We start from the raw sequence: 21,972 nt of genomic DNA on the forward strand, positions 1-21,972 counted from the left end.
GCCGCAGGGGACATTGGCCGACTGCGTGCTGCGCTGCGCTGAAATCAGCGTCAGGGTGATTCGGCTCAGCTCTGCGAATCGAAGCGAAACGACGCGGGGCCCATGCAGTCCAAGACCGTCCAACTCTCTGTCAACTGCAGATCACCTATCCGCTTTGAGCTTCTGTCCTGTCCATCCGGCGTACAGGAAGACAAATATCGGCCACATGGCCGACTCTCTGGGACAGCTATGACCAAGAAGGTGCGCGTGCGGCAAGCCGTGATGAGTGACGTTCCTGAGATAGTCCGTGTCGAGAATGAGACATGGCCGCCCGGGGAAGCAGCAACGGAAGAGATGTTTCGGTCAAGGATTGAGGTCTTCCCCGAGGGAGTGCATGTTGCCGAGTACGAGGGGCGTCTTGTCGGCGTAGTGGCGTTTGAGCGGGTACACTACGACACAAGCAACCCTGTCACCACATGGAAACAGGCCACCGACAACGGGATGATAAGGGCTTCGCACAAGCCTGACGGCGAGACAATATTCGGGATTGACCTCAGCGCGACACCAAGCGCACCCCCAAAGACTGGCACTAGACTGTTGGCCGAGGTCGGACGGTATGCGATACATCACAACCTGAAACGGGGAGTCCTGGGCGGACGCATACCGAAATACAGCGAATACGCCGACAAGATGACACCTGAGGAGTATCTGGAGGCCAAGGACAGTATGGGCAGGCCTCTGGACCCCGAAGTCCGTTTCTACAAGCGAGCAGGTCTCAAGATAGGCAAGATCATCCCGGGCTATTTCGACGACCCCGACAGTCTGAGCTATGGCGTGCTCCTCATCTGGGAGAACCCGTTCTACGTCAAGAACCACATCCTCAGAATGCTTGTGAAACCGTTTGCTATCCTCGCGTTCTGGATATACCTCAGAGTCAAGTTGTAGGGCCACGAGCCTCTTGTGGGATGCTGTGCCCACTCAGGGTTTGGATTACGCCCTGTACGCATCTCACTCCGACGCTTGTACTCGATATGGAGACTCTCACTAGCATCAGATGAGGCCAGATTCAGGCTATCGCCCATTGCTCCCCGAAGCCCGGCAGTGTTAATACATGGACCAACAGACGAAGACAGGGTGTCCAAGTGCCATCAAGTAATAATGGGGAACCGCTCCGAGAGTTCCAAGGTCTGGACGACAACGAGACCGTTCAGTGGAGTCAGAATGCCCGGCTCAGCTACCGAACCTGTGTCCTTCAAGGAGTCCTCCCACTGCTTCTCGGAACAATCATACTCCTTTCGCTCGCCTCCGCAAGTCACACTGCAGGAGTAGTGGCCCAAGTCATCATGAACGTTGTTGGAATCATCGGGGGCTTCGGCCTCCTGATCATGCTCATCCGTGTGCTCTACAAGTCGTTTCAAGTCCAAAGGACCATGTACTACATCACCGACCGCCGACTGGTGGAAGTGCTAGGAACGTTCATAGTCAGGGAGATCCCACGCACGAGTCTGGAAGGGCTCGAAGCTTGGCAGTTCATGAGAGAGTCGCTTTCGCATCGGAGTCCGGGCAAGGAGTACATCAACGTACGCGTCTGCGATCCTGTGTCAAGCACCGTGATAGTGATGAGCGCAGTGGGCACCGACGTGCCGGAAGTCATCACGAAGTGGAGCAGGAAGCGCAGAAACACGGGTCAGTCCCGTTGAAGAATACTATCAGACTTGAGCGTATCTGTGGCCTCTGCTGATTTGAACACAGCGCCTGTCATACTCTTGTGTGGCGGCGACAACAGGAAGACCAAGAGACTCGACGGATTACGGCAGTAAACGACATCTTTCAGTCAGATGAATGTGAACCGAGTCAAGAGGGGACCATTCAGCACAAGTTGGACATGGCGGGATGTCATTCCGCCAACTGTGTGCATCCCGGGGGCACTGGATGCGCATCGGCAGCCATGTCCTTAAGAGTCGACTGGGGCAGCATGAAGTACTGGAAGTGCGACATGACCTGCTGTGAGCTGAAGGTGTGAATGGTGGAGAACAATGACTCAGCATGTAGAGAGAGAGAAGTCACCTTCAGGGAGTTGATTGACCTCCCATCCACCACCCATGCTACATTTGGGCTCTATCGCTACCCGGCCAAGTTCATTCCCCAGGTCATCATGTACATCCTCAAGAACTACGCTCGACCTGGCATGAAGGTGTTTGACCCGTTTGCTGGATATGGCACCGTGGGGGTGGTGTCAAGAGTCTACGGTTGTGACTATGAGATGTGGGACCTGAATCCCCTCATTGAGACCCTCCACAGAATAGCGGTGCTCGAGCCTGCACCAATTGATGTCGATGCGCTTGTGAGAGCGGTGGAGTCGAGCGAGCATGAGTTCATCCCAGACTGGTCGAACTACGAGTACTGGTTTCCCGAAGAGTTCTTTCGAGTGCTCTCTCGCGCCTGGGGGTACTACCATTCACTTGAGGACCAGTACGCCAAGCTCGTCTTGACCATTCCACTTCTCAGGGTCAGCCGCCACTTCTCACTTGACGACATGGGCCGCATGAAGCTGTCCAAGTCACCGAGGTCATGTGAAAGGGTGGCACGTCTGGCAAAGGAAGACTGGGAGTCGAGGTTCAGCACGATGCTGCGCAACGGGGTTTCCGCTGTGCAGAGGAGACTGATTGAGTACAATGCGCTCTCACCCAAGTGTGTGTCATCCACGGTAAGGGGTGGCGTGGACACACTCACAGCCAACCTCGAGGGCTCTGCAGACATCCTCATCACTTCGCCGCCATACCTCCAGTCACAGGAGTACATGAGGTATGCCAAGATGGACCTCTATTGGCTCGGCTACAGTGAAGGAGAGGTCAGACGACTCAGCAAGCTGGAACTACCCTATCGCTCGGTAGCACCAGAGCGTATCCGGTCGGAGACATTCCAGAAAATCAGGGATGGTATACGCGAGCACCATATTCGCAAGTTGTATGACGCATACTTCAGCGGGGTCATCGGGGCGCTCACACGCCTCTCGAAAGACATAACTTCGCGCTTGTTCCTGTTCGTCGGACGGTCCAGCATGAGGGGAAGGCAAGTCCCAATCGATCGGATCATGGCTGAGCACTTTGTGGACTTGGGATGGACCCATGAGGTCACGCTAGTCGACACGATAGTTGCGCGAAGGCTATTCTCCTACCATGTGAATCCGGCCACGCAGAGGAGGGATGACCGTACTTCCGCTGAGAACCTCGTCGTTCTGGCAAAGACCTAGTGACCAGAACACTATCTGGCCGACCCGGACGTGACGGTCGCACACCGAGAGTTGCCTGCGCCTTCGTCACAGCATGTCGCGTCGGTTCGGAGATTGCTCTGACGGTCACTAGGACTCGTAGAGGGCTTAGCAGAAGAAGAATATGATGAAGAAGAAGATAGCCGAAGGAGGGCTCGCGGCCCTCGCTTCGTACACCAGACTTGAATCGCTTAGATACAGCGGTGGATGACTTCCGGTCCCGCTTCCTCGAATTCCTTTCTGGAGACCCACATTCACCAGGCTGCAACGGGAATCGCTGCAGCATTCTGGAAGGTCTTCAGAGAGGCAAGGATAGAGCCACCAATCCATACTGAGTACTGGCGCTCAGGAGGAGCGATGATTCGTACCTCTATGTTCTCAGGTACCAGTTCGGTGATCTCCTTGTGGAGTCGTTCCTTGAGTCCTGGGAACATGGTGGAACCGCCGGAGAGCACTATGTTGGCGTAGAGGTCGCGTCGCAGGTCCACGTCACAGGCCTTGATTGACTCGACTATGTGCTCATCTAGTGGCATGGTGTCGAGACCGATGGCGCTGGGATTGAAGAACAGCTCGGGTCCTTGGAACCGCTCCGCACCGATGGTGATGACCTCACCGTCAGGGAGCATATAGGGCTTGTCGACACCGGCCTTGTCTGCAACTGTCCGTTCCCTCTCGGGGTCCAGTGCGACATAGCAGAGCTTCTCCTTGATGTCTCTCACAATCTCCTTCTCGGCACCGCTGACGAAGGAGTAGCCCCTCTGTCTGAGCAGTCTTCGCAGGTACTCGGTGATGTCACGACCAGCAAGGTCGATTCTTCGGATGGCGTGGTTGATAGAGAAGCCCTCGTAGATGGGCACGATGTGCGTAACACCATCACCAGAGTCAACGACCAGACCGGTGGTACGACCCGAAGCGTACAGTGACAGCACGGCCTGAGTGGCCACGTACACTGCAGGGACTCCAAAGTTCTCGAACATCACAGAGGCCATGCGCTCTCTGTTTTCGCGCGGGTTGAACGGGGCCTCCGTCAGGAGAACAGGGTTCTCACTTGGGTCCACCTTGAGGTCATTGTAGAAGGTGTAGCTCCAGATCTTCTCTATTGCGTCCCAGTCGTCAATCACACCGTGTGTTATAGGGTAGACCAGGCGCAGCACACCTCGAAGGTTGATTGCCTCTTCACCGATGTAGTAGTCTCGTGTATAGTGGTCGACATCCGTCATTATGGACTCGTACCTTGGATACCCGATGAGGGTGGGCCACACACTGCGTGGCTGGTCCTCGCCCGCATATCCGTTCTTGCTAAGCCCAGTGCCATTGTCGATGACGATGGGCTTTGCTCCTAGAAACTCGTCTTCAGCCATTTCAGGGTCCTCACTTTTTCTTGTTCAAAATGATGAGATGATTCACTCACCCACAGTTACTCTGTGCTAGGACTATGTGGAGCCCTGTTGTATTTAAGCCTTGTTTGAACAGGGCCGAAAAATGGCCTGTTTCAATAGATTGATATAATATATATATATGATGTATTGTATTCTCTGTATGACCCCGAAGTGGCAATATGGCCTTTCTTGGCTCTAGCACCTCTGGAGGGCCATTTCTTGGGACCTTGACAGAAGGTGTCTCGTCTTGCCTCACAGTGTATGGACATCAGAAAGGCCCTTGTAACAATATGAACTATATATGACGTATTTTTGTTGGTCATTATGGGGTCGGTATGCGCAAACAAAGATTTCGCCTGTAGATGGCATCTGAGGCCCAGAAACAGGGGGTGTTAACCATGTCGAACTACAAGGAGGCGTTTCTGATGTGTCATTCAGTTCTGGCAGCCAGATTGCGAGAGAACAGGGATCTCCAGACCACTAAAGACCTATATGGTAAATATATGTAATACAGAGTGAGTCAGAATGGCATCCAACGGACTGAAACCGACCGTAGATGAGGTCGTGAGGGTTGAGATTGACAGCGTGAGAGCACGGGGCGTCATACTTCGGGAACTCGAATCAGGTCCCAAGACTGGCACGTACCTCAGAGAGAAGATCAAGGAAGACATGATTCATCACGTAGAAGACACGGAGGGAAAGGTCGTCGACGCAGAGAAGTTCAATGTGACGGACCCAAAGCTCTACTTTAACACGCGGCATCTGGAGGACATTGGTGTAATCACGAGTCGAAAGGACTCCCAGCAGAGACTGTATTCGCTCCAACCGAAGGCAATACACGCCATAAGACGGGTCCTTGACATAACAAGACCTACCACCGTTGTCACATCCATGTCCCGGCCTGATGACATCAGGGGCCTCATGCACTGGTTCATGAAGGAGTCCGAGCCACATTACCGCAACCTGAGGATAGTGGTCGAAAGGGAGAGGTTCTCAAAGGGAGTGGTCAAGGACTTGGAGAGGTTCATCCCTGCCGGCGCCACAAAGAGGTACTCCGCGGTATGGCACGAGCTGCCTCTCGAGGTTGTTGGGTACTATGAGGGGAACAGACAGGGCGACTTGATGGCAACATACGCTTACATTGAGAGGGTGATTCTCGAGGAGGTAACAGAACACAACATTGTCTTTGACCTGACAACTGCTCCGCCCATCATTGGCATAGCCTTCTGTCTGCTTGCAACCGACTACTCAATCCCTGCCATGTACATTCGACGCCGCGAGGGCACCGGTTCTAGTATCACCCACTACCTTGCCGGGCGTGGTCTCATATGACACAGAGCCGTCTAGCGAAGATCTCCATCAGGTCCTTTGCAGTCATGGATGCGCTCGACAGGGCCCTCGCGATTGTGAACGACGACCTTGCAGAAGGACATCTGTCTCCCCGGGAACACCTCAAGACTCAGAGATGGGTTCAGGACATCTCATACATGCAGGCACAGCTGCGCAGTATAGACGCAACTCTACGGCCACATATTGAGTCGGAGATAGGTCAACCTCTTGACCCGGACCTGTTGGCCACGTCTCTCTTCCAGCCCAGCACTAAGAATGTGTTCAGCGAGATGCGGGTCCATTATGCAAGCCAAGAGGGGTATGGTGCCCTGCTCACAGACCTTGAACTCCTAAGCGAGCTTGCCAAGGAACTGGCACTCCTCGGGGATGCGGCCATCTCGCTTGTCGCGCTCCACTACCTCTGGAGTGACTCGCTGCAGGGCGTCGGACGTCTTACTCAGAGACGCGCCAACCTCGTCAGCAATGAAACACTGGCTCAGCTCTGCGACGCATGGGGACTCTACAAGTACAGGATTCACTTCGACCCCCCGACCACCAGCAGATCCGAGATTGAGCACATCAAGGGGTCTCTTGTTGAGGCCGTCAGCGGGGCAGCCTATGTCAACTCTGACTTTGACGGCATCGCAGCGATTGTGGCTCTGCTTGACCGCAGGGTCAGTAGTCAGTCGGGTCGAACTCAGGCGTAGATTCCGGTGATACACTGATGGGGAACATCTCGTAGAACCTCTGCCGTACAGACTCTGCAATACTGGGAGGCGAGTACAGACGCACTCCGGGGATTGTCTGTCTTTGCTGACGTAGCGCGAGAAGAATGGGTCTACCTTCTCTAGTGTCCCTTAGGCGAACCATCTGAAAGCCTGATGACTCGTTGCCCACCAGAAGAGGTGTTTCCCCCAGAAACCTGTCGCCTAAGTCCACCTTCACGATGTCAATCAGGACCCGGCCGACATCGCCAGCAATCTCTTCCTCAGCTCTCAGGAGAGCCGACAGGTCGTCCTCCAGTCTCAGCAGCCGAGTCAGCGTGTCCTGGTCGAACGCACCAAAGGAGTGGGAGAGGACCACCTTGAACAGTCGTCGATAGCGTATTCTTGCCGCATACTCTCTCACAAAGTCTATGTCGGACGACTCCAGCCAGCGGTAGAGGTCACCATCGGTCATCCGGGTGAACATGCCAACACACTCATTCTTGGAGAGTCCCTCCTCCTTCAGTCGGAAGTATGTGGCCTTGCTAGTCAGTGCTTCAGCAACACGTACGGCATGGTGAAGATAGAGGTCGCTGAACATCCATATCCGGCTGAGTATGAGCGCCTCAAGGGAGTGTAGTGCCTTGGACATGAAGGCTCTCATCCATCTTCCACTGGAATGCCTTGCCACTCGGTTCGTGAGCAGCACTCTCTCTGCCGGAAAGATGCCAAGCTCGACCCCGCTGAAGTGGGCGTCCCGAATCAGGTAGTCAGTCTTGTCAATGTCAAGGGGGGAGTCAATGAAGTCTGAGATGAGCGACAGCAAAGGGTCTCTTGACCGCCGCTTCAGCACTTGAACCACTGTTTCGGGTTCGATGCTGTTCTGCTCTAGAACATCTCTGAGACCACTGTGCAGTATCAGAAACTCCCCCAGGTCGGTATGGTCAATGCCAGCCCAAGACTTCAGTGCGAACTCTATGGTATGGGACGTGGGCGGATGCCCCACATCGTGAAGCAGTGCGGCAGCGCGGAAAACCTTCTGGTGCTCCTCATCCATCAGCTCCGAGAGAGGACGAAAACAGGGTCGGCTCACGTCATCGCAGAAGCTCACAACACTGATGCACTTCTTGGCTAGGAAGTTGGTCCCAAGGCAGTGCTCGAATCGAGTATGGTTTGCTCCAGGGTAGACGAGGTGTGCAGGGCCCAACTGCCGCACGTATCTCAGCCGAAGCATCTCCCAAGACGAGACCAGGTCCAGCTCCCATGGAGAGAGGACTATTGCGCCATGGACCGGGTCCTGTATCGCCTTCTGCCGGGAGTGCACCTCGGCAAGATCAAGCATCTCTTTGTGTTCTGCTAGCCGCCTCTGAACAGCAGACCATTCCGCGGGACTGCTCTGGGCCTTCGACAAGGACTGCTCGCGCAGCCCGGTCACTCTGATGAGTGTCACAAGGTCGGTGTCGAGGTCAGATATGCGTGATCGCAATCCGCCACTCCTGTTAGAAGACCCGGTCGTCATGTTCATTCGACAATTTGATGCTTCCATCGGACTAATAAGTGGTATCAAGAGCGGGGTCTGGTTCCGTCCGATGGCAGTCTTCCACTTCTTCGTACTTCCTCCCGAGCTCTCGTGTATTCAAGCGTGTTCGGGACTGTCATGAAGTGACAATACTCGTCCGGTCTACAATAACCCCAGTGTGCCATGCTCTTGCAGGAGGGCGCCATGCGTGCATGATAGAATGGCGGACTGAGTAGCCCCGCCTTGACCATGTAGTCAACGACCTTCAGGATGTTCCTCTTCTCGTAGGCGAGCCGTATGCACGGAGGCGCCCTGCGGAGGATGTCCTTCCGCACAGCCCTAAACAGGCGATACCAGAGTGGACACTCTTTGGCCAAGTAGAGACTGCTGCAGCTAGGACAGAGTCGTTCGCGAATGGACAGTCGGCAGAACTGCATCCTGCTCTCACGAGTGAAACCGGACGTTCTCAGAAGATGGAACTTGACTTCAATGAACCAGTCTGGGGTGAACGAACCGAACTCGTCAATGAAGGAGCGTAGGTCCCGAATCACCTCTTCGCCTGAGGCATTCCAGTGTTCGCAGTCAAGCTCATCCATGAAGGGGCCTCTTTTCGCAGGTCAGTCGTGAGTGCCTCGCTCTCCGACTTAAGCACCGCAACAGTTCTGTGAACCATCGAGTGGAACAACTCTTAAATCGATATGGCAATCGCACAGTGTCCGTTGGACAGAGCTGGAAACAGGAGCCTTGTTACCCTTGAATGACGGCGCTGGGGTCTCTTCTCAGGACTTAGGAAGCGCCTGATGCATCCAGAGTCTGTCCCCAGACTCGACGTATGTATGCACATCGTTCTGTTGTCCAGAAGCGCCAACCCCGAGGCAGATGCCGCGTACCCCAAGCGGCCTGCTCCACCACACGATGAGGCCGCTGTACAATGGTGACTCTGAGTACCGAAGCAGAGGTGTCAATCAGAGAGGCCGTCACGCTTCTCGAGATGAAGGACATGAATGGGGACGGCAAGGACGAGGTAATAGTCACTACTGTCGCCGGTGATGTCAGGGTCATAGCTCTTGAGCCGGGCCCAGGAGCTTTCAGGGAACTAGCTGTGATGAGGGATCTCCCACCATCCTCAGCAATGAGTATCGGTGACGTGGTTGGAGACGGAAGACCAGACATCGTGCTCGGCGGGCTTGATGATACGCTGAGAGTGATCACTCTAGGAAAAGGAGGACTCAAACTCAGGACTGTGTGCCCGTTGGGGACCCTGCCCACTTCTGTGTGCGCGACCAACGTTCAGGGAGACCAGAGGGCCGAGGTGATAGTTGGTTCGAATGACAAGGCCCTTCGGTGCTATGGGTGGTTTGACACTGCACTGGACAAGCTCGCACACAAGGTTGTGGAACAACCCGCCTTCTCAGTGCAGCCACTCTTCAGCCAAGGTGTGCCCTACACGCGAGTCGTGTATGGTGATGAGAGCAGACATATCTATGTCTACCAGTACGCTGATGACCGACTACACGAGGCAATGCGCGCTGAAACAAGGGGACCGGTCTCGCTGGTCGCGACGGGCAGAATCGCAGGAAAGCGAAACGACGACATAGTCACTGTTTCAGATGGCCGACAGATAGGCCTCTTCTCGGTCGATCAGGGCACTATCAAGCCACTGGACAACATCAGAGCACCGGGAGTGGTCACCTCCGTGCGAGTCGGGTCGCTCTATGACCAAGGGTCTCAGCAACAGCAGATAGTTGTCTGTGAGGGAAACTCACACTTGGCCGTGATGGCACTGGAGGGGAGAAGACTGAACCCCGTCGGGAGCCTGAAGACTGAGAGGAAGGCAGCAGAGGCCCGAATTGCAGTAGGCAACCCAATGGGAGAGGGTACAAGAATCGTTCAGGCAGTCGGCAATAGCTTCTACGTCATAGCCGTCCAAACATGAACGCCACCCATGACGTGCAGACACACGGACGGAAACTCCATACCACATACAGCCTAGGACTGCACGACCTTGCCTCTGCTGTGACTGTCACAGAAGCGTGGACACTCTTAGTTGCGCTTTGGGAGCTGGAAGTCTTTTGCCTGTAAGACCTTGATAGACTTCACATCAGTGTGCGCCTCTATTCGCGGAACGAACTGAGCCTCAATCCAGCTCTTGGCTGCGGCGCGAGCTTTCTCGATGTTCTCACCCTCTGCGTTTATGTCAATTCGAACGAAGAGGTGATAGGGTTCCCGCTCTGATAGCTCCTTCTTGACCATTGCCCAGAAGGCCCTAGAACCCGCAGGAATGTCAATACGGCCGACGATCTCCACCCAGTTTCGCCCCTCCATTCTCCTAGACACTATGGCGAGATCCTTCAGCTCAGGCATCTCCTTTAGAGCGGCAAGAACCTTCTCGCCAGTTGCCATATTATCCTTTACAGACTCGAATTCGGCGATAAGATAGTGGTCAGCCCTAAACTTTGCCATCATCAAGACCCCAGTCAGAATATGACGATGTCGCGGTAGTGGCGCACACTTAAGTCTGATGGTGACTTCATGTCATGCGTTCATTGCGTGAGGCTGAATCTTGTGCTCTTAGTGAACGCCCGTAGTGCATGACTCGGTAGCCGGCCGTGAACAGTCCAATCACTGTCACTGCCACTAGGCCCCAGAGGACCCAATCAACCACTGAGAAGATGAACAGGACGAACAGACGCTCAGAGCGGCCGCCAAGGCCCACATCCAGGTCCGCAACACCAAGGTTCTCCGCTCTCGAACGAGTGTAGCTTGTCATTAGCCACCCGGCAAGACACACACAGACCCAGACGGACACTTGGACTCCAAGGATATCCTGCGTTGAAAAGGCCAGAGCCACTGCGACAAGCAGCACGACCTCGGCAACCTTGTCGACAGTCGAATCGATGAACGCCCCGTGCAACGAACTTCGGCCGGACACTCTAGCTGTGGCGCCATCCACACCGTCAAGAAGACCTGTGAGAAACACGAAGACCCCATAGTATGGGCCGGAGTGGAATAGGACTAGCGCCAGTAGACCAAGGAATGCCATGAGCAGAGACATATACGTGATGGAGTCCGGGCGGATACTCGCTGACGCACAGAGTCGTCCTAGGAACAGGACCGGTCTCTTGAATAGCCGTCTGAGGCGCCAAGCACTAGGGCTCGTTGCAGTCATTCCTCCCATAGGTGACTCCACCGTGGACAACACAAGAATCGACCACCATATCATCACCAATACGCGACTGGCCAAACACGATGCTCTCACGGGTCTCTGACCGCAGACCCAAGTGCGAGTCATCCACTAGGATGGTGTAGGGCCCGGCCCTTGAGTCCCCCCCGACAGAGCAGCCGGGGCCCACGAGTGTCGGTCCACGAATCTCCGATCCTGCACCAATCGTGATAGAGGACCCGAGGCGAACCGGTGCACCAAAGTGGACTGTGTCACCCGGTGGTACGAACAGACAGCCCGACTGTACCTGAGCGACTCTGTCCAGGTAATAGTGGTTCAGATTGAGCAGTGCACTGACACTGTCTATGTCAAACCAAGGCCCGGGCGTCGACGTATGGCTGACATGGTCACCCCGCTTGAGAAGAGTATTCAACACATCAACCACTCGGGTCTGCCCATTCTCAATCAGACGTCTGCAGAGGTCGCCGATGTCAGTCCTCATGAGCAACATCATTGAGGAGCTGCCCAAGAACCGAGCTCCAGACGAAGGAACCCCGATAGACGAGAGGTGGCCCTCCGAATCAACGTATACCGCCGAGCCACCTGTGGATCCAATGTCAACAGAGAGCGTGACGGGGTCATGACAATCCCACGACCGCAGGAGAGCCCTTGCAGCCTCTGCATTGGCCACCAAGTCTGCAGGCACCACCATAACAACATCGTCCTCGACATGTTCCAGAGCTGTTACAAGCGTCTGGAGCGGGCCTATCTCGTAGTCTGCCACATCGACCATGTCAATCTTCTTGTCGCGGAGATGCGTTTCGACGTGTCTTCGGACACGGCTACCCTTCCAACCCACGGCTACGGTGAAACTGTCCACCCCTGCAGCCTCCAAGGTGACGACTAGACGCCCCAGCAGTGTATCGTCAACACACGGTAGCAGTGCCTTTGGAACGTGTTCTGTCAGTGCCGCCATTCTGCTTCCGCGTCCGGCGGCAAGTATCACTGCGCGGATTGGAATCCCTCCTGCATCTCAAAACGTAAGGCCCATATGGATGTTTGCCGCTGCATCTTACTGAACGCGTTGAAGAGCCAGACGATTGTTGTGGACAGTCCGGAGAAACAGAAAGAGGCAATCGAGACAGCCATAGAGCTACTACTCTCCGGTGAGCTGGTAGTCTATCCCACCGACACTAGCTATGGTCTTGGCTGTGACCCAAGAGTTGAGGATGCGGTCCAGAAACTGATTCGAACGAAGATCAGAGCACCAGACGTGGGACTTCCTCTGCTCTTTGCTGACCGGGCACAGTGTGAAGAGTATCACGAGTTCGGAGACCTAGAGCAAGTCCTAGCTCGACTCTTCTGGCCGGGTGCACTGACACTGATTGTAACAGCTAAGAAGCCAATGCCCCAGTCAGTGGCTGGGAGTCGTAGGTCAATAGCAGTACGCGTTCCCGACCATGAAGTGCCTCGGGGGATTGCGGCGGGACTAGGCAGTCCAGTTGTCGGAACCAGCGCCAATATCAGCGGTGGCGACAGCCCATTTGAGGTCATGACAGCAATGAGGCAGCTTGGGGAAGCGGTGGCGCTCTATATTGACGGAGGCCCATCAAAAGCCACCATGAACTCGACAATAGTGGGTGTTGAACATGGTCCACCAAGCAACATACGGGTGTACAGAGAAGGACAACTCCGAGTAGAGTGGCTGACTGAGAGTCTACGCGTCGATGCGGACGCGCACAGATTCTGGACCAGTCGGATAGTATACGGTGACATGTGAGGTAATCAATCTGCGACGACTGAATCTACTTGTCGGATGCCCAAGAGACCGGGAGCGAGCTGCCAAGGCTGAGGTCCAGTACTTCATTGGTGACCTAATGGGGGACGACAGAATCAACATATCAATCACCGAGATATCAGGGCTCATCATGTGCTGGACCTCACTGGACCCGTTTGAGGTAGTCAGGCGCCTCAGGACCTATGCAGAGGAGAACCCCTACCAGTTCCGGTTCGCAATCAAGTTCACTCCCATTGAGAGGTCCGTGCCAACAGACTTGGCCCATATTGTCGCAGCGGCACAGGAGATAGGGTCAAAGGTGCTACCGGATGAGTCCTTCCGTGTCACAGTCAGAAGACGACACACACAGCTAGACCCCATGAAGATAGTGAAGGCGGTAGCCGAGGTGTTCCACTCAAGAGTGGACTTGGACAACCCCGACAAGACCGTGCTCGTTGAGGTGCTTGGAGAGCAGACCGGAGTGTCGATTCTGAGACCAGAGGAAGACATACTCTCGATAATGACAATGCGTGGAGAGGAATACTGAGGGCTTCTGTCAGTCCTCAAAGGCCACAAGTGATACTCTGCCAGCGACGCATCTAGACAGAGACTCGAGAAGGTCCGGCAAGGACTCGGAGGCGGCAATTGTCCGAATCTCCTCTGCAGTGATATCGAAGGTCTCCATCACGTTCCGCATTCTCTCGGCAGAGGGCTCGAACGGGATGTCACATCCGGGCCCAATCCCGAGCGAGAGCCGGTTGATGCATTCAGCTACACGTTCCGGGTCCCTATCGATGACCAGAACTGCTACGGTTTCCATTTCATCGGCAACACCCATCTTCTGAAGCGCTGTCGAGATCTGTTTCTGTGCGGAGGCGAATCGTACGACCTCGACACCTAGACTTCGAGCCACCGCATACTTGCCCATCCACGCGTTGAGCGCGTTCTGTGCTGCAGACAGCAGATGCAGAGGACCTGCGATCAAGACCGGATTCAGTAGCTGCACTGCCATCAGATGACTGTACTGCGTTGATGCCATGCGAACGAGTTCGTCTGACTTCGTCCTGTGCACGTTCTTCAGCTCGTCAATACCAACACAGAACGTGTCATTGCCGTAGTACAGCCTTTCCAAGAGCATCTCAAAAGTACCCATCAGAGGAGGCTAGAGACGCTTTATGAAATAGTCGGCAACAGTGGGCTCGAATCCCACTTCGAAGACGAGCTTGTCACGTATCTGCTTGAGGTCCAAGGATGGGTCGTCCGTCTTGAACTTCTTCACCAGTGCGATGAGTGACTCTCGGACCTCCCATGGATAGACCGTCCAAGCATCGACCTTCTGCATGTAGTAGTCGGGAATCACACGAGAGGTCTCCTTCAGGTGAAGCACTGCCGATCTCACCTCTTGGACTCTCTGTGCTTTGATGTGCTCTATTGCATGGAATAGGCTCTCACCAGTGTCGGCCACCTCATCGACAACCAAGACACTCTGACCCTCTAACGGGACCAGCAACGGCTGGGTGATTCTTGGCTCTCGACCTCGCTTCCCCAAGTCGGTGTAGTACTCAATCCGCACATTCCACATCGTATTCGCGTAGAGCACATCAGATAGGATTCTTGCGGGAATCCAACCTCCACGCGCAATGCCCACGATCACTGTGGGTTTGTAACCACTCTCGACAATACGCTCAGAAAGCTGCAGAGTCAAGTTGTAGACATCCTGCCAGCTCAGAATCAAGTACTTCATGTCACAGAACGCCTGATGGTTTGACACGGGATGGCCTAGAAGGACCATATTAAGTATGTCAGTCCGCGCTCCACAGTCATGCGTATGAAACGGTTCGCCAAGTGGTGATTGGATGTCAGTGAAAGTGAGATTGCTAGTCACACGAGAGGCTGTTCACCAAGTTGGCAGGTCGTGCCTTCGCGGAGGCGGACAGAAAAGCTCGGAGGTTGAACACTCGTGGACATGCCGTGCGTGGTCTGTTGGTGTTGATACAGAAACACGGCAACTCGAATCTTACAACACATCATTAGGACTCGAAGCGTGATTCCAGTGCTAATCCATAGGACTGGCAAGACTCCGACAGACTCTGCCCAAGCGACCGCCTAGTGCTCAGCACGGCACAACACAAATCAGGGGAGATGTGAGTAGGACAGTTGGCGGAACCATTGAGAACCGACCTGCTATTGACTCACATTGGTCAGCTTGCGACCCTAGAGGGAGGAAGCAAGAGACCGAGAGTAGGAGACAGTATGAGAGAGCTCGGAATAGTCAGAGATGCAGCAGTAGCTGTATCAGGCGGCAGGTTCCAGGCGGTCGGAACGACCGAGGAGGTGGTTGCATCACTGGATGAAGACCCAGTCCTCCCAGAGATGGACTGCCATGGCATGTTCGCAATGCCGGGATTCGTCGACAGCCACACACACCTTGTGTTCGCCGGGTCAAGGGAGAACGACTTCGCCATGAAACTGGCTGGAAAGACGTATCTTGAGATACTCAAGGCGGGAGGCGGAATACTAAACAGTGTCACCGAGACCAGAAAGGCCACCGCAGAGCAGCTGATGAGGATAGCGTTCTCCTTTGGAGAAGAGATGGTCAGAGAGGGCACCACGACGATAGAGGTGAAGTCCGGATACGGTCTGAACACCGAGACAGAGGTCAAGATGCTGGATGTCGCGGCAGCTCTGGGCAAGATGCTTCCGGCCCGGATAGTAGCCACATTCCTCGGTGCTCATGCTGTGCCGCCAGAGTACGAGGGTCGCACCGATGACTATGTGGACATCGTGGTCAGCGAGATGATACCTCAAGTCGCATCCAGAGGCCTTGCTCAGTTCTGTGATGTCTTCTGCGAGAAGGGAGTATTCGATGTGGAACAGTCAAGACGGATACTTCTCGCGGCCAAGAAGGCCGGGATGAAGCTCAAGGTGCATGCCGATGAGATAGTTCAGCTGGGAGGGGCAGGTCTTGCTGCCGAGCTGGGTGCCACATCCGCAGACCATCTCCTGAGGGCATCAGAGGACGACCTTGAGGCAATGAGAAAAGCAGGGACCATCGCGACATTGCTCCCCGCAACCGCCTTCAGCCTCAATACCGAGTATGCAAATGCGCGCAAGATGATAGACATGGGCCTGCCTGTAGCACTTGCAACAGACTTCAATCCGAACTGCGCTAACAGCTCGATGTTCTTCACTCTTGCGCTCGCATGCTATAAGATGAGGATGTTTCCGAGAGAGGCAATAACCGCAGCCACAGTCAACGCAGCCCACGCACTTGCACTTCAGCAGGAGGTGGGTAGCGTGGAGGTGGGCAAACGGGCAGACCTCATCGTGCTGGAGTGTCCTAGTCCAGAGTACCTGTCCTACAGGTTCGGAATGAACTTGGTTCACACCATGATTGCGAATGGGGAAGTCGTGCACTCAAGGATTGGAACATGAACAGCTCACTGTCTCAACAGTGGACCCACTGTCGATTCTACCGCCTTGACAACCTGACCGGAGTCCATGATCTCTCGTATCTTCACGATGTCCGCACTCAGTGGCCGGTCATCTTCAACGAATGGCACAGACTTGCGTATGACATCCCGGGCAGTCTCAAGCGCAGGGGAGGACTTGAGTGGGAGTAGCAGGTCCATGCCCTGTGTAGCACACAGGTACTCGATTGCTACGACGTTCCGGACGTTCTCAAGTATCTGACGAGCCTTTCTCGCCGCTATCGTCCCCATACTGACATGGTCCTCTTGTTCTGCACTTGTTGGTATCGAGTCCACGCTCGCAGGATGGGCAAGGACCTTGTTCTCTGAGACCAGTGCTGCGGCAGTGTATTGAGCAATCATCATCCCTGATTCCAGACCGCTCTCGCGGGTGAGAAAAGCTGGCAGACCACTGAGCTTCGGGTCCACGAGCCTGTTGACCCTCCTCTCAGCTATGTTGGCCATCTCTGAGAGGGCGATTCCAAGAAAGTCCATCGCGAGGGCGATGGGCTGCCCGTGGAAGTTTCCGCCAGACATGACGGCATTGCCCTCTGTGAACACAAGTGGATTGTCAGTAGCGGAGTTGATCTCGGTGGCAATCACGTCCCGCACGTATCTTATGGCGTCAAGTGAGGCGCCGAGGACCTGAGGAGCGCATCTGAGCGAGTAGGCGTCCTGCACCTTTCCACAGTTGGCATGAGACCGGTTTATCTCGCTGTCTGACAGAAGGCAAAGCATGGCACTGGCCACATCATGCTGTCCTCTGTGTGGTCGCACATTGTGTATGCGCTCGTCAAGAGCGACTCGTGTCCCGCGCAGTGCTTCCAAGCTCATGCAGGCCGCAATGACAGCATTGCGCATCAGGTCCATGGCATCATGCACGGCCAATGCACCGACCGAGGTCATTGGCTGGGTCCCGTTTATCAAAGCGACACCCTCCTTGGCCTGAAGCTCAAGCGGCACTATCCCCGCTTTGTTCATTGCAGAACGCCCGTCCATCCTCTTCCCGCGATAGAATGCTTCACCTTCACCAATCATGACGAGAACCATGTGCGACAGGGGTGCCAAGTCGCCACTTGACCCCACAGAGCCCATCTGAGGCACTACGGGAGTCACTCCCCTATTGAGCATGGCAAGCAGGGTCTCCACCACATCCACACGAACTCCTGAGAAACCCTTTGAGAGTGCGTTCGCCCTCAGAAGCATCATGCCCCGTACCACTTCAGGCGGGAACGGTTCGCCGACCCCTACACTGTGACTGCGTATCAGGTTCACCTGGAGACGCGCTAGGTCGTCCGGGGCAATGGACACATGCGCAAGGTCACCGAATCCAGTATTGACACCATAGACTGTGCGTCCCTCGGATATGGCACGCTCTATCACACGTCTGCTCTGCAGGACTCGTTCCCTGGCAGCCTCAGCCAGTCGGACCTGAGCACCCTCTCTGGCAACCTTCACCACCGACTCGATGGTCAGATGCTCACCGTCAACATCGATTGATATGGCCGTGACCTCCAAGTGTTCGGCACAGCGACCGTCGTGTGTCTTTTAGGATTGTCGCATGGCAGTCTGCTCTGGACGCCATACTCGGACTCTGACTGGGACAAGGACTGCGTTCTCCTGCAGCCAGTCTTCCAGCATGGTAACGTTCCGTGGCTCATCGGTGTCGCATAGAGAACCACTAACAGGTGTCATCATTTGTCAGGGCATCCTCTCGAGTCGCTTACGGACCATGTCCTCCACGAGGCCTTCCTCGGGAATGTAGGGGAGTGTAATGTGTCCCGCACCATCTGCTCTGCGGTTCCACTCAGCAGCGGTCTCCATTGCGTTGGGATTGCGAGCCCATGCACGACGGGCAATGCCACCAACCACATCCCAGTCCAGTGCCACACGGATTGTGCGGTCCACTCGCTCACTGCCATCAAGCACTAGTCCGAATCCGCCGTTGATGGCCTTGCCGGTACCCACGCCACCTCCATTCGACAGCACTACGAGGGTCATGCCTCGGGCAGCATTGCCCGCCCAGCACTGGTGCGCCATGTCACTCATCACATTGCTGCCGTCACGTATGTTTGCGGTCTCTCGGAAGGGAGAGTCAGTCCCGCTGACATCGTGATGATCCCTGCCAAGCATTATCGGGCCCACCTTGCCCTCTCGGACCAGCCTATTGAATGCAAGGGCAATCTTGACTCGCCCTTCGCCATCAGCATAGAGGATTCTGGCCTGGGACCCGACTACAAGCTGGTTGCGTTCAGCATTCTTAATCCAGACATAGTTGTCACGGTCCTGTCCTCTCCTGTGCGGGTCAATGCATGACATCGCAGTCTGATCGGTGGTCACTAGGTCCTCGTGTCTTCCTGAGAGACACACCCACCTGAACGGCCCATACCCGTAGTCGAAGCAGAGGGGACCCATCAGGTCTTCCACGTATGACGGAAACACGAAGCCCTCAGTTGTATCCCTGCCGTTTCGTGCCACTGACGTCACTCCAGCATCGAAGACGGCCTTCAGAAAACTGTTCCCGTAGTCCCAGAAGTGTGTGCCCCGCCGGGTCATTGCGGAGATGAGCTCGAATTGCTTCCGGAGGGAAGAGTCTACCAGCTCGCGGAATCGCCTCCGGTCACTGCGCAGTAGTTCTCGGCCCTCTTCGAACGTGACCCCCTGTGGGGTGTACCCTCCACCGTAGACATCATGACAAGAAGTCTGATCAGAGGCAAGGTCCACTTGCACTCCCTCGTCCAGAGCGTACTGCCAGAGGTCCACTACGTTCCCGTGATAGCCGATTGATACAGCACGGCCGCTGGCTCGATGGTCCTCCACCCAGTCGAATACCTGTTCAAGACTGTCGGAGGAGAGCTTCAACCAACCCTGTCGGCTCCGAGTCTCAATTCGACTCTTGTCAACCTCGGCAATCACTCCGACGCCACCAGCAATCTCAATTGCCTTCGCTTGAGCGCCGCTCATTCCGCCAAGTCCAGAGGTCAAGAACACCTTGCCACTCAGGTCCCTGTCCGGAGGGATTTTCAGGTAGAGTCGCCCTGCGTTCAACAGTGTGATGTAGGTGCCGTGTACGATGCCCTGGGGACCTATGTACATCCAGCCGCCAGCTGTCATTTGGCCGTAGTTGGCCACACCCATGGCGGCTGCCCGCTGGAAACCTGTAGGAGTGTCAAACATCCCGACCATGAGTCCGTTGGTCGATATCACGCGTGGTGCATCACGACTGGAAGGGAAGAGGCCAACCGGATGACCTGAACTGACAACAAGCGTCTGCTCTTCTGTCATTGACTCGAGGTAGAGCTTGATGAGCCTGTACTGAAGCCATGACTGACACACCTGTCCGCTCTCTCCGTACGTCACGAGCTCGTATGGATACAGGGCAACATCGAAGTCGAGATTGTTGTCAATCATCAGCTGAAGGGCTCGTGCTTCGAGAATCCCCTTGTACTCGTCAACAGGACGTGCCTTGATGGCTCCGGGAGGACGGTAGCGGTAGGCATAGACTCTGCCCCGTGTGATGAGCTCTTCCAAGAACTCTGCGGCCATCTTCTTGTGGTGCTTCTTGGGAACGTACCGAAGTGCGTTCTTGACTGCAAGTACAGTCTCGGACTCAGACAGCTCATATCCTCTGCTTGGAGCTCTCCGATAACGGGGGTCAAAGACAGGGTCAGGGGGCAGCTCGTCGGGCAACCTCAGGGTCATGGCCTGCGTGACATCAAGGTCCAAACGCATTCACCACTAAAGAGACAACTTGGTTAGTTCATAAAGGCTACCACTAGGTGGACCAGCTGATTGCCGAACTTGGTATGGTGGTCATACTCTGTTGGCGTGCCGATTGTTCGTCAATCTCAGACAAGAGCACTGTCCGGACCGTGCCATCACCGCAGGACACATGGATGGCCTACCGACAGTAATGCTCCGAGTTGGACCTCTACGGATAGGGAATGCAAGAGACCGGTCCCAGTCGCCCATGTCATATATGCGCAGCACATCGGTCAACGTACTGCTCAAAGGGGAGACCTATACCATCATGCGTAGCCCTAGAGAGGTCTGCCGCTTACTCAGATGTCGCCGAGTTCTTAAGTCACTGCTGGCAGGCCCTTGTCACTTGAGGGAACTCGCAGAATGGGCGGCATTCTCTTCTTCAGGACCAAGATGCTTGACAAGGTGGTCAGTTTCTACGTCGATGCTCTGGACATGAGCATATGGCTAGACCAAAGAGACTGTGTGATACTGCGAAGAGACAACCTGCTCATAGGATTCTGCAGTCGAGATGCTGCAGACCTCTGTGGGATAGTGACACTTTACTACTCAACGCAGACCGAGGTCGACAGGATGTATCAGAAACTAAAGCATTGTGCAGAGGGGGAGCCCAAGACAAATCAGAAATACCAGATCTACCACTTTCTTGCAAGAGGTCCTGAAGGTCGAGTCATCGAGGTCCAGCAGTTTCTTCATCCAGTAGATGACCTATAGCCGGTGACACTTCTCTCCTAGTGGGACAACCTATCCTACGAGGCTCCTAGAGTGCGACCAGAGAGGACGATGTGCTACTCCATCCAAGTCGTCGGGCGTTCTGGAATGCCTCACTTGACTCCTTGTGGTGTCCAAGAATCCAGAGCAGAAGTCTCAACTTGTTCTGGACATCAGGGTCATCGGGCGAGGCCTCTGCCTCCTTTCGTATTCCCTCCTCCATCTGGCGATACTCCTATATCTCTCGAAGACGCTCTTCCCTCGCCGCCTCAAGGACTCTGTAGATGTGTTCGCCAGGCCGACTCAGTGTGTATTCCATCACCTCGGGCGGGAGTGACTTCACAAGCTGGTTGATTACCGCGTTCGGTGTGTCACGTGTCCGCCAGATTTCGCCCTCAATGAGCATGGTTTCATACTTGGACTCCATGAATTCCAGTACGGTCTTGAGACCGACTGTCACGGGATTATCGCTTCCAAGCTCGCTATTACAGGAGTTCCACTCATAATAGACGACCTCGTTTCCAATCAGATAGACAGACCGCGGAGTGGGGTCGATGCGTTTTGTGTCGTCAAGCAGTGTCCTGACCGTATACTTGTCGCGGGGAGGAAGCTTCTCACGCAGTCCTGCAGACATGGCATGAGAACACTGCAAACACAACAAGATAAACAATACCTCGGCAAACCATGCAGGACGAGAACAGCCTATCTGTGAATGCATGATGCTGTCCGCACGCCTGCGACTGACACACGACCAGTGCGCATGGTAGTCCTGCGGTCTTCGCCCCATGACCGGCTGCTTGTGGAATCAGTCATCGGAGGACTAGAGTGGCAGTTCCCACAGCAGCCACTCTGGCAGCGGGACGAACAACCGTACATAGATGAGCAAGACAAGCAGAGCGATTGAGAAC

At 55.0% G+C, this 21,972-nt stretch carries 22 protein-coding genes; 10 read left to right on the forward strand and 12 right to left on the reverse strand.

Annotation, left to right across the window (positions count from 1 at the left end; genetic code table 11):
• Positions 1 to 228 precede the first annotated feature (228 nt).
• The 3 genes from HXY34_04180 (at position 229) to HXY34_04190 (ending at position 3,232) form a co-directional block, all read left to right on the forward strand.
• Complete coding sequence (locus HXY34_04180) at positions 229 to 924, forward strand: hypothetical protein (GenBank protein ID NWF95319.1); 696 nt, start codon at positions 229 to 231, stop codon at positions 922 to 924.
• A 197-nt stretch (positions 925 to 1,121) separates the two neighbouring features.
• On the forward strand, positions 1,122 to 1,679 hold the full coding sequence (locus HXY34_04185) for a hypothetical protein (GenBank protein ID NWF95320.1): 558 nt from the start codon (positions 1,122 to 1,124) through the stop codon (positions 1,677 to 1,679).
• 323 nt (positions 1,680 to 2,002) lie between these two features.
• Positions 2,003 to 3,232 carry a hypothetical protein gene (locus tag HXY34_04190; GenBank protein ID NWF95321.1) on the forward strand — a complete coding sequence of 410 codons (1,230 nt, stop codon included), beginning with the start codon at positions 2,003 to 2,005 and terminating at the stop codon, positions 3,230 to 3,232.
• Positions 3,233 to 3,504: 272 nt separating this feature from the next.
• On the opposite strand, the gene HXY34_04195 is transcribed toward HXY34_04190, so the two are convergent.
• The gene (locus HXY34_04195; protein ID NWF95322.1) at positions 3,505 to 4,611 is read right to left on the reverse strand and encodes an actin family protein; all 1,107 of its coding nucleotides are present in this window, start codon (positions 4,609 to 4,611) and stop codon (positions 3,505 to 3,507) included.
• A gap of 543 nt (positions 4,612 to 5,154) precedes the next feature.
• Here HXY34_04195 and HXY34_04200 point away from each other — a divergent pair.
• Together HXY34_04200 and HXY34_04205 are read left to right on the forward strand one after the other, a co-directional pair.
• On the forward strand, positions 5,155 to 5,961 hold the full coding sequence (locus tag HXY34_04200; protein NWF95323.1) for a hypothetical protein: 807 nt from the start codon (positions 5,155 to 5,157) through the stop codon (positions 5,959 to 5,961).
• Positions 5,958 to 6,665: a hypothetical protein gene (locus HXY34_04205; GenBank protein ID NWF95324.1), complete on the forward strand. Its 708-nt coding sequence runs from the start codon at positions 5,958 to 5,960 to the stop codon at positions 6,663 to 6,665. The genes HXY34_04200 and HXY34_04205 overlap by 4 nt, the downstream gene beginning before the upstream one ends.
• Here HXY34_04205 and HXY34_04210 read toward each other — a convergent pair.
• Both HXY34_04210 and HXY34_04215 read right to left on the reverse strand, forming a co-directional pair.
• Positions 6,634 to 8,148 carry an HD domain-containing protein gene (locus HXY34_04210; GenBank protein ID NWF95325.1) on the reverse strand — a complete coding sequence of 505 codons (1,515 nt, stop codon included), beginning with the start codon at positions 8,146 to 8,148 and terminating at the stop codon, positions 6,634 to 6,636. The genes HXY34_04205 and HXY34_04210 overlap by 32 nt on opposite strands.
• Positions 8,149 to 8,225: 77 nt before the next feature.
• Positions 8,226 to 8,777, reverse strand: a complete 552-nt coding sequence (locus HXY34_04215) for a hypothetical protein (protein NWF95326.1) — start codon at positions 8,775 to 8,777, stop codon at positions 8,226 to 8,228.
• A 335-nt stretch (positions 8,778 to 9,112) separates the two neighbouring features.
• On the opposite strand from HXY34_04215, the gene HXY34_04220 reads away from it, so the two are divergent.
• Positions 9,113 to 10,117, forward strand: a complete 1,005-nt coding sequence (locus tag HXY34_04220; protein NWF95327.1) for a VCBS repeat-containing protein — start codon at positions 9,113 to 9,115, stop codon at positions 10,115 to 10,117.
• A 107-nt stretch (positions 10,118 to 10,224) separates the two neighbouring features.
• On the opposite strand, the gene HXY34_04225 is transcribed toward HXY34_04220, so the two are convergent.
• The 3 genes from HXY34_04225 to HXY34_04235 form a co-directional block, all read right to left on the reverse strand.
• Complete coding sequence (locus tag HXY34_04225) at positions 10,225 to 10,650, reverse strand: hypothetical protein (protein NWF95328.1); 426 nt, start codon at positions 10,648 to 10,650, stop codon at positions 10,225 to 10,227.
• A gap of 61 nt (positions 10,651 to 10,711) precedes the next feature.
• Positions 10,712 to 11,359, reverse strand: a complete 648-nt coding sequence (locus tag HXY34_04230; protein ID NWF95329.1) for a CDP-alcohol phosphatidyltransferase family protein — start codon at positions 11,357 to 11,359, stop codon at positions 10,712 to 10,714.
• Complete coding sequence (locus HXY34_04235; protein ID NWF95330.1) at positions 11,331 to 12,320, reverse strand: NDP-sugar synthase; 990 nt, start codon at positions 12,318 to 12,320, stop codon at positions 11,331 to 11,333. Before HXY34_04235 ends, HXY34_04230 begins: the two co-directional genes overlap by 29 nt.
• A gap of 108 nt (positions 12,321 to 12,428) precedes the next feature.
• Between HXY34_04235 and HXY34_04240 the strand changes: the two genes are divergently transcribed.
• Together HXY34_04240 and HXY34_04245 are read left to right on the forward strand one after the other, a co-directional pair.
• Positions 12,429 to 13,124 (forward strand): threonylcarbamoyl-AMP synthase, encoded by a 696-nt coding sequence (locus tag HXY34_04240; GenBank protein ID NWF95331.1) that lies wholly within the window; start codon positions 12,429 to 12,431, stop codon positions 13,122 to 13,124.
• Positions 13,114 to 13,668: an RNA-binding protein gene (locus HXY34_04245; protein NWF95332.1), complete on the forward strand. Its 555-nt coding sequence runs from the start codon at positions 13,114 to 13,116 to the stop codon at positions 13,666 to 13,668. The genes HXY34_04240 and HXY34_04245 overlap by 11 nt, the downstream gene beginning before the upstream one ends.
• Positions 13,669 to 13,677: 9 nt before the next feature.
• Here the strand turns inward: HXY34_04245 and HXY34_04250 are convergent, their stop codons facing one another.
• The gene (locus HXY34_04250; GenBank protein ID NWF95333.1) at positions 13,678 to 14,253 is read right to left on the reverse strand and encodes a hypothetical protein; all 576 of its coding nucleotides are present in this window, start codon (positions 14,251 to 14,253) and stop codon (positions 13,678 to 13,680) included.
• 30 nt (positions 14,254 to 14,283) lie between these two features.
• Positions 14,284 to 14,913, reverse strand: a complete 630-nt coding sequence (locus tag HXY34_04255) for a phosphoribosyltransferase (protein NWF95334.1) — start codon at positions 14,911 to 14,913, stop codon at positions 14,284 to 14,286.
• 377 nt (positions 14,914 to 15,290) lie between these two features.
• On the opposite strand from HXY34_04255, the gene HXY34_04260 reads away from it, so the two are divergent.
• Complete coding sequence (locus tag HXY34_04260; GenBank protein NWF95335.1) at positions 15,291 to 16,556, forward strand: imidazolonepropionase; 1,266 nt, start codon at positions 15,291 to 15,293, stop codon at positions 16,554 to 16,556.
• Between the two features lie 5 nt (positions 16,557 to 16,561).
• On the opposite strand, the gene hutH is transcribed toward HXY34_04260, so the two are convergent.
• Both hutH and HXY34_04270 read right to left on the reverse strand, forming a co-directional pair.
• On the reverse strand, positions 16,562 to 18,088 hold the full coding sequence (gene hutH / locus HXY34_04265) for a histidine ammonia-lyase (protein NWF95336.1): 1,527 nt from the start codon (positions 18,086 to 18,088) through the stop codon (positions 16,562 to 16,564).
• Positions 18,089 to 18,292: 204 nt separating this feature from the next.
• Entirely contained in the window at positions 18,293 to 20,323 is a 2,031-nt protein-coding gene (locus HXY34_04270) for a urocanate hydratase (GenBank protein ID NWF95337.1), read from the reverse strand.
• Positions 20,324 to 20,716: 393 nt separating this feature from the next.
• Between HXY34_04270 and HXY34_04275 the strand changes: the two genes are divergently transcribed.
• The gene (locus tag HXY34_04275) at positions 20,717 to 21,067 is read left to right on the forward strand and encodes a VOC family protein (protein ID NWF95338.1); all 351 of its coding nucleotides are present in this window, start codon (positions 20,717 to 20,719) and stop codon (positions 21,065 to 21,067) included.
• Positions 21,068 to 21,113: 46 nt separating this feature from the next.
• On the opposite strand, the gene HXY34_04280 is transcribed toward HXY34_04275, so the two are convergent.
• Positions 21,114 to 21,287 (reverse strand): hypothetical protein, encoded by a 174-nt coding sequence (locus tag HXY34_04280; GenBank protein NWF95339.1) that lies wholly within the window; start codon positions 21,285 to 21,287, stop codon positions 21,114 to 21,116.
• Positions 21,288 to 21,299: 12 nt separating this feature from the next.
• On the reverse strand, positions 21,300 to 21,698 hold the full coding sequence (locus HXY34_04285) for a hypothetical protein (protein ID NWF95340.1): 399 nt from the start codon (positions 21,696 to 21,698) through the stop codon (positions 21,300 to 21,302).
• Positions 21,699 to 21,972 lie beyond the last annotated feature (274 nt).

The organism is Candidatus Thorarchaeota archaeon (assembly GCA_013388835.1).
Taxonomy (GTDB): Archaea; Asgardarchaeota; Thorarchaeia; order Thorarchaeales; family Thorarchaeaceae; genus JACAEL01.

Coding starts and splice junctions, on each gene's coding strand:
- HXY34_04180 (NWF95319.1), top strand. CDS start 229: ATGACCAAGAAGGTGCGCGTGCGGCAAGCCGTGATGAGTGACGTTCCT.
- HXY34_04190 (NWF95321.1), top strand. CDS start 2,003: ATGGTGGAGAACAATGACTCAGCATGTAGAGAGAGAGAAGTCACCTTC.
- HXY34_04195 (NWF95322.1), bottom strand. CDS start 4,611: ATGGCTGAAGACGAGTTTCTAGGAGCAAAGCCCATCGTCATCGACAAT.
- HXY34_04200 (NWF95323.1), top strand. CDS start 5,155: ATGGCATCCAACGGACTGAAACCGACCGTAGATGAGGTCGTGAGGGTT.
- HXY34_04205 (NWF95324.1), top strand. CDS start 5,958: ATGACACAGAGCCGTCTAGCGAAGATCTCCATCAGGTCCTTTGCAGTC.
- HXY34_04215 (NWF95326.1), bottom strand. CDS start 8,777: ATGGATGAGCTTGACTGCGAACACTGGAATGCCTCAGGCGAAGAGGTG.
- HXY34_04220 (NWF95327.1), top strand. CDS start 9,113: ATGGTGACTCTGAGTACCGAAGCAGAGGTGTCAATCAGAGAGGCCGTC.
- HXY34_04230 (NWF95329.1), bottom strand. CDS start 11,359: ATGGGAGGAATGACTGCAACGAGCCCTAGTGCTTGGCGCCTCAGACGG.
- HXY34_04235 (NWF95330.1), bottom strand. CDS start 12,320: ATGGCGGCACTGACAGAACACGTTCCAAAGGCACTGCTACCGTGTGTT.
- HXY34_04255 (NWF95334.1), bottom strand. CDS start 14,913: ATGGTCCTTCTAGGCCATCCCGTGTCAAACCATCAGGCGTTCTGTGAC.
- HXY34_04270 (NWF95337.1), bottom strand. CDS start 20,323: ATGCGTTTGGACCTTGATGTCACGCAGGCCATGACCCTGAGGTTGCCC.
- HXY34_04275 (NWF95338.1), top strand. CDS start 20,717: ATGGGCGGCATTCTCTTCTTCAGGACCAAGATGCTTGACAAGGTGGTC.
- HXY34_04280 (NWF95339.1), bottom strand. CDS start 21,287: ATGGAGGAGGGAATACGAAAGGAGGCAGAGGCCTCGCCCGATGACCCT.
- HXY34_04285 (NWF95340.1), bottom strand. CDS start 21,698: ATGTCTGCAGGACTGCGTGAGAAGCTTCCTCCCCGCGACAAGTATACG.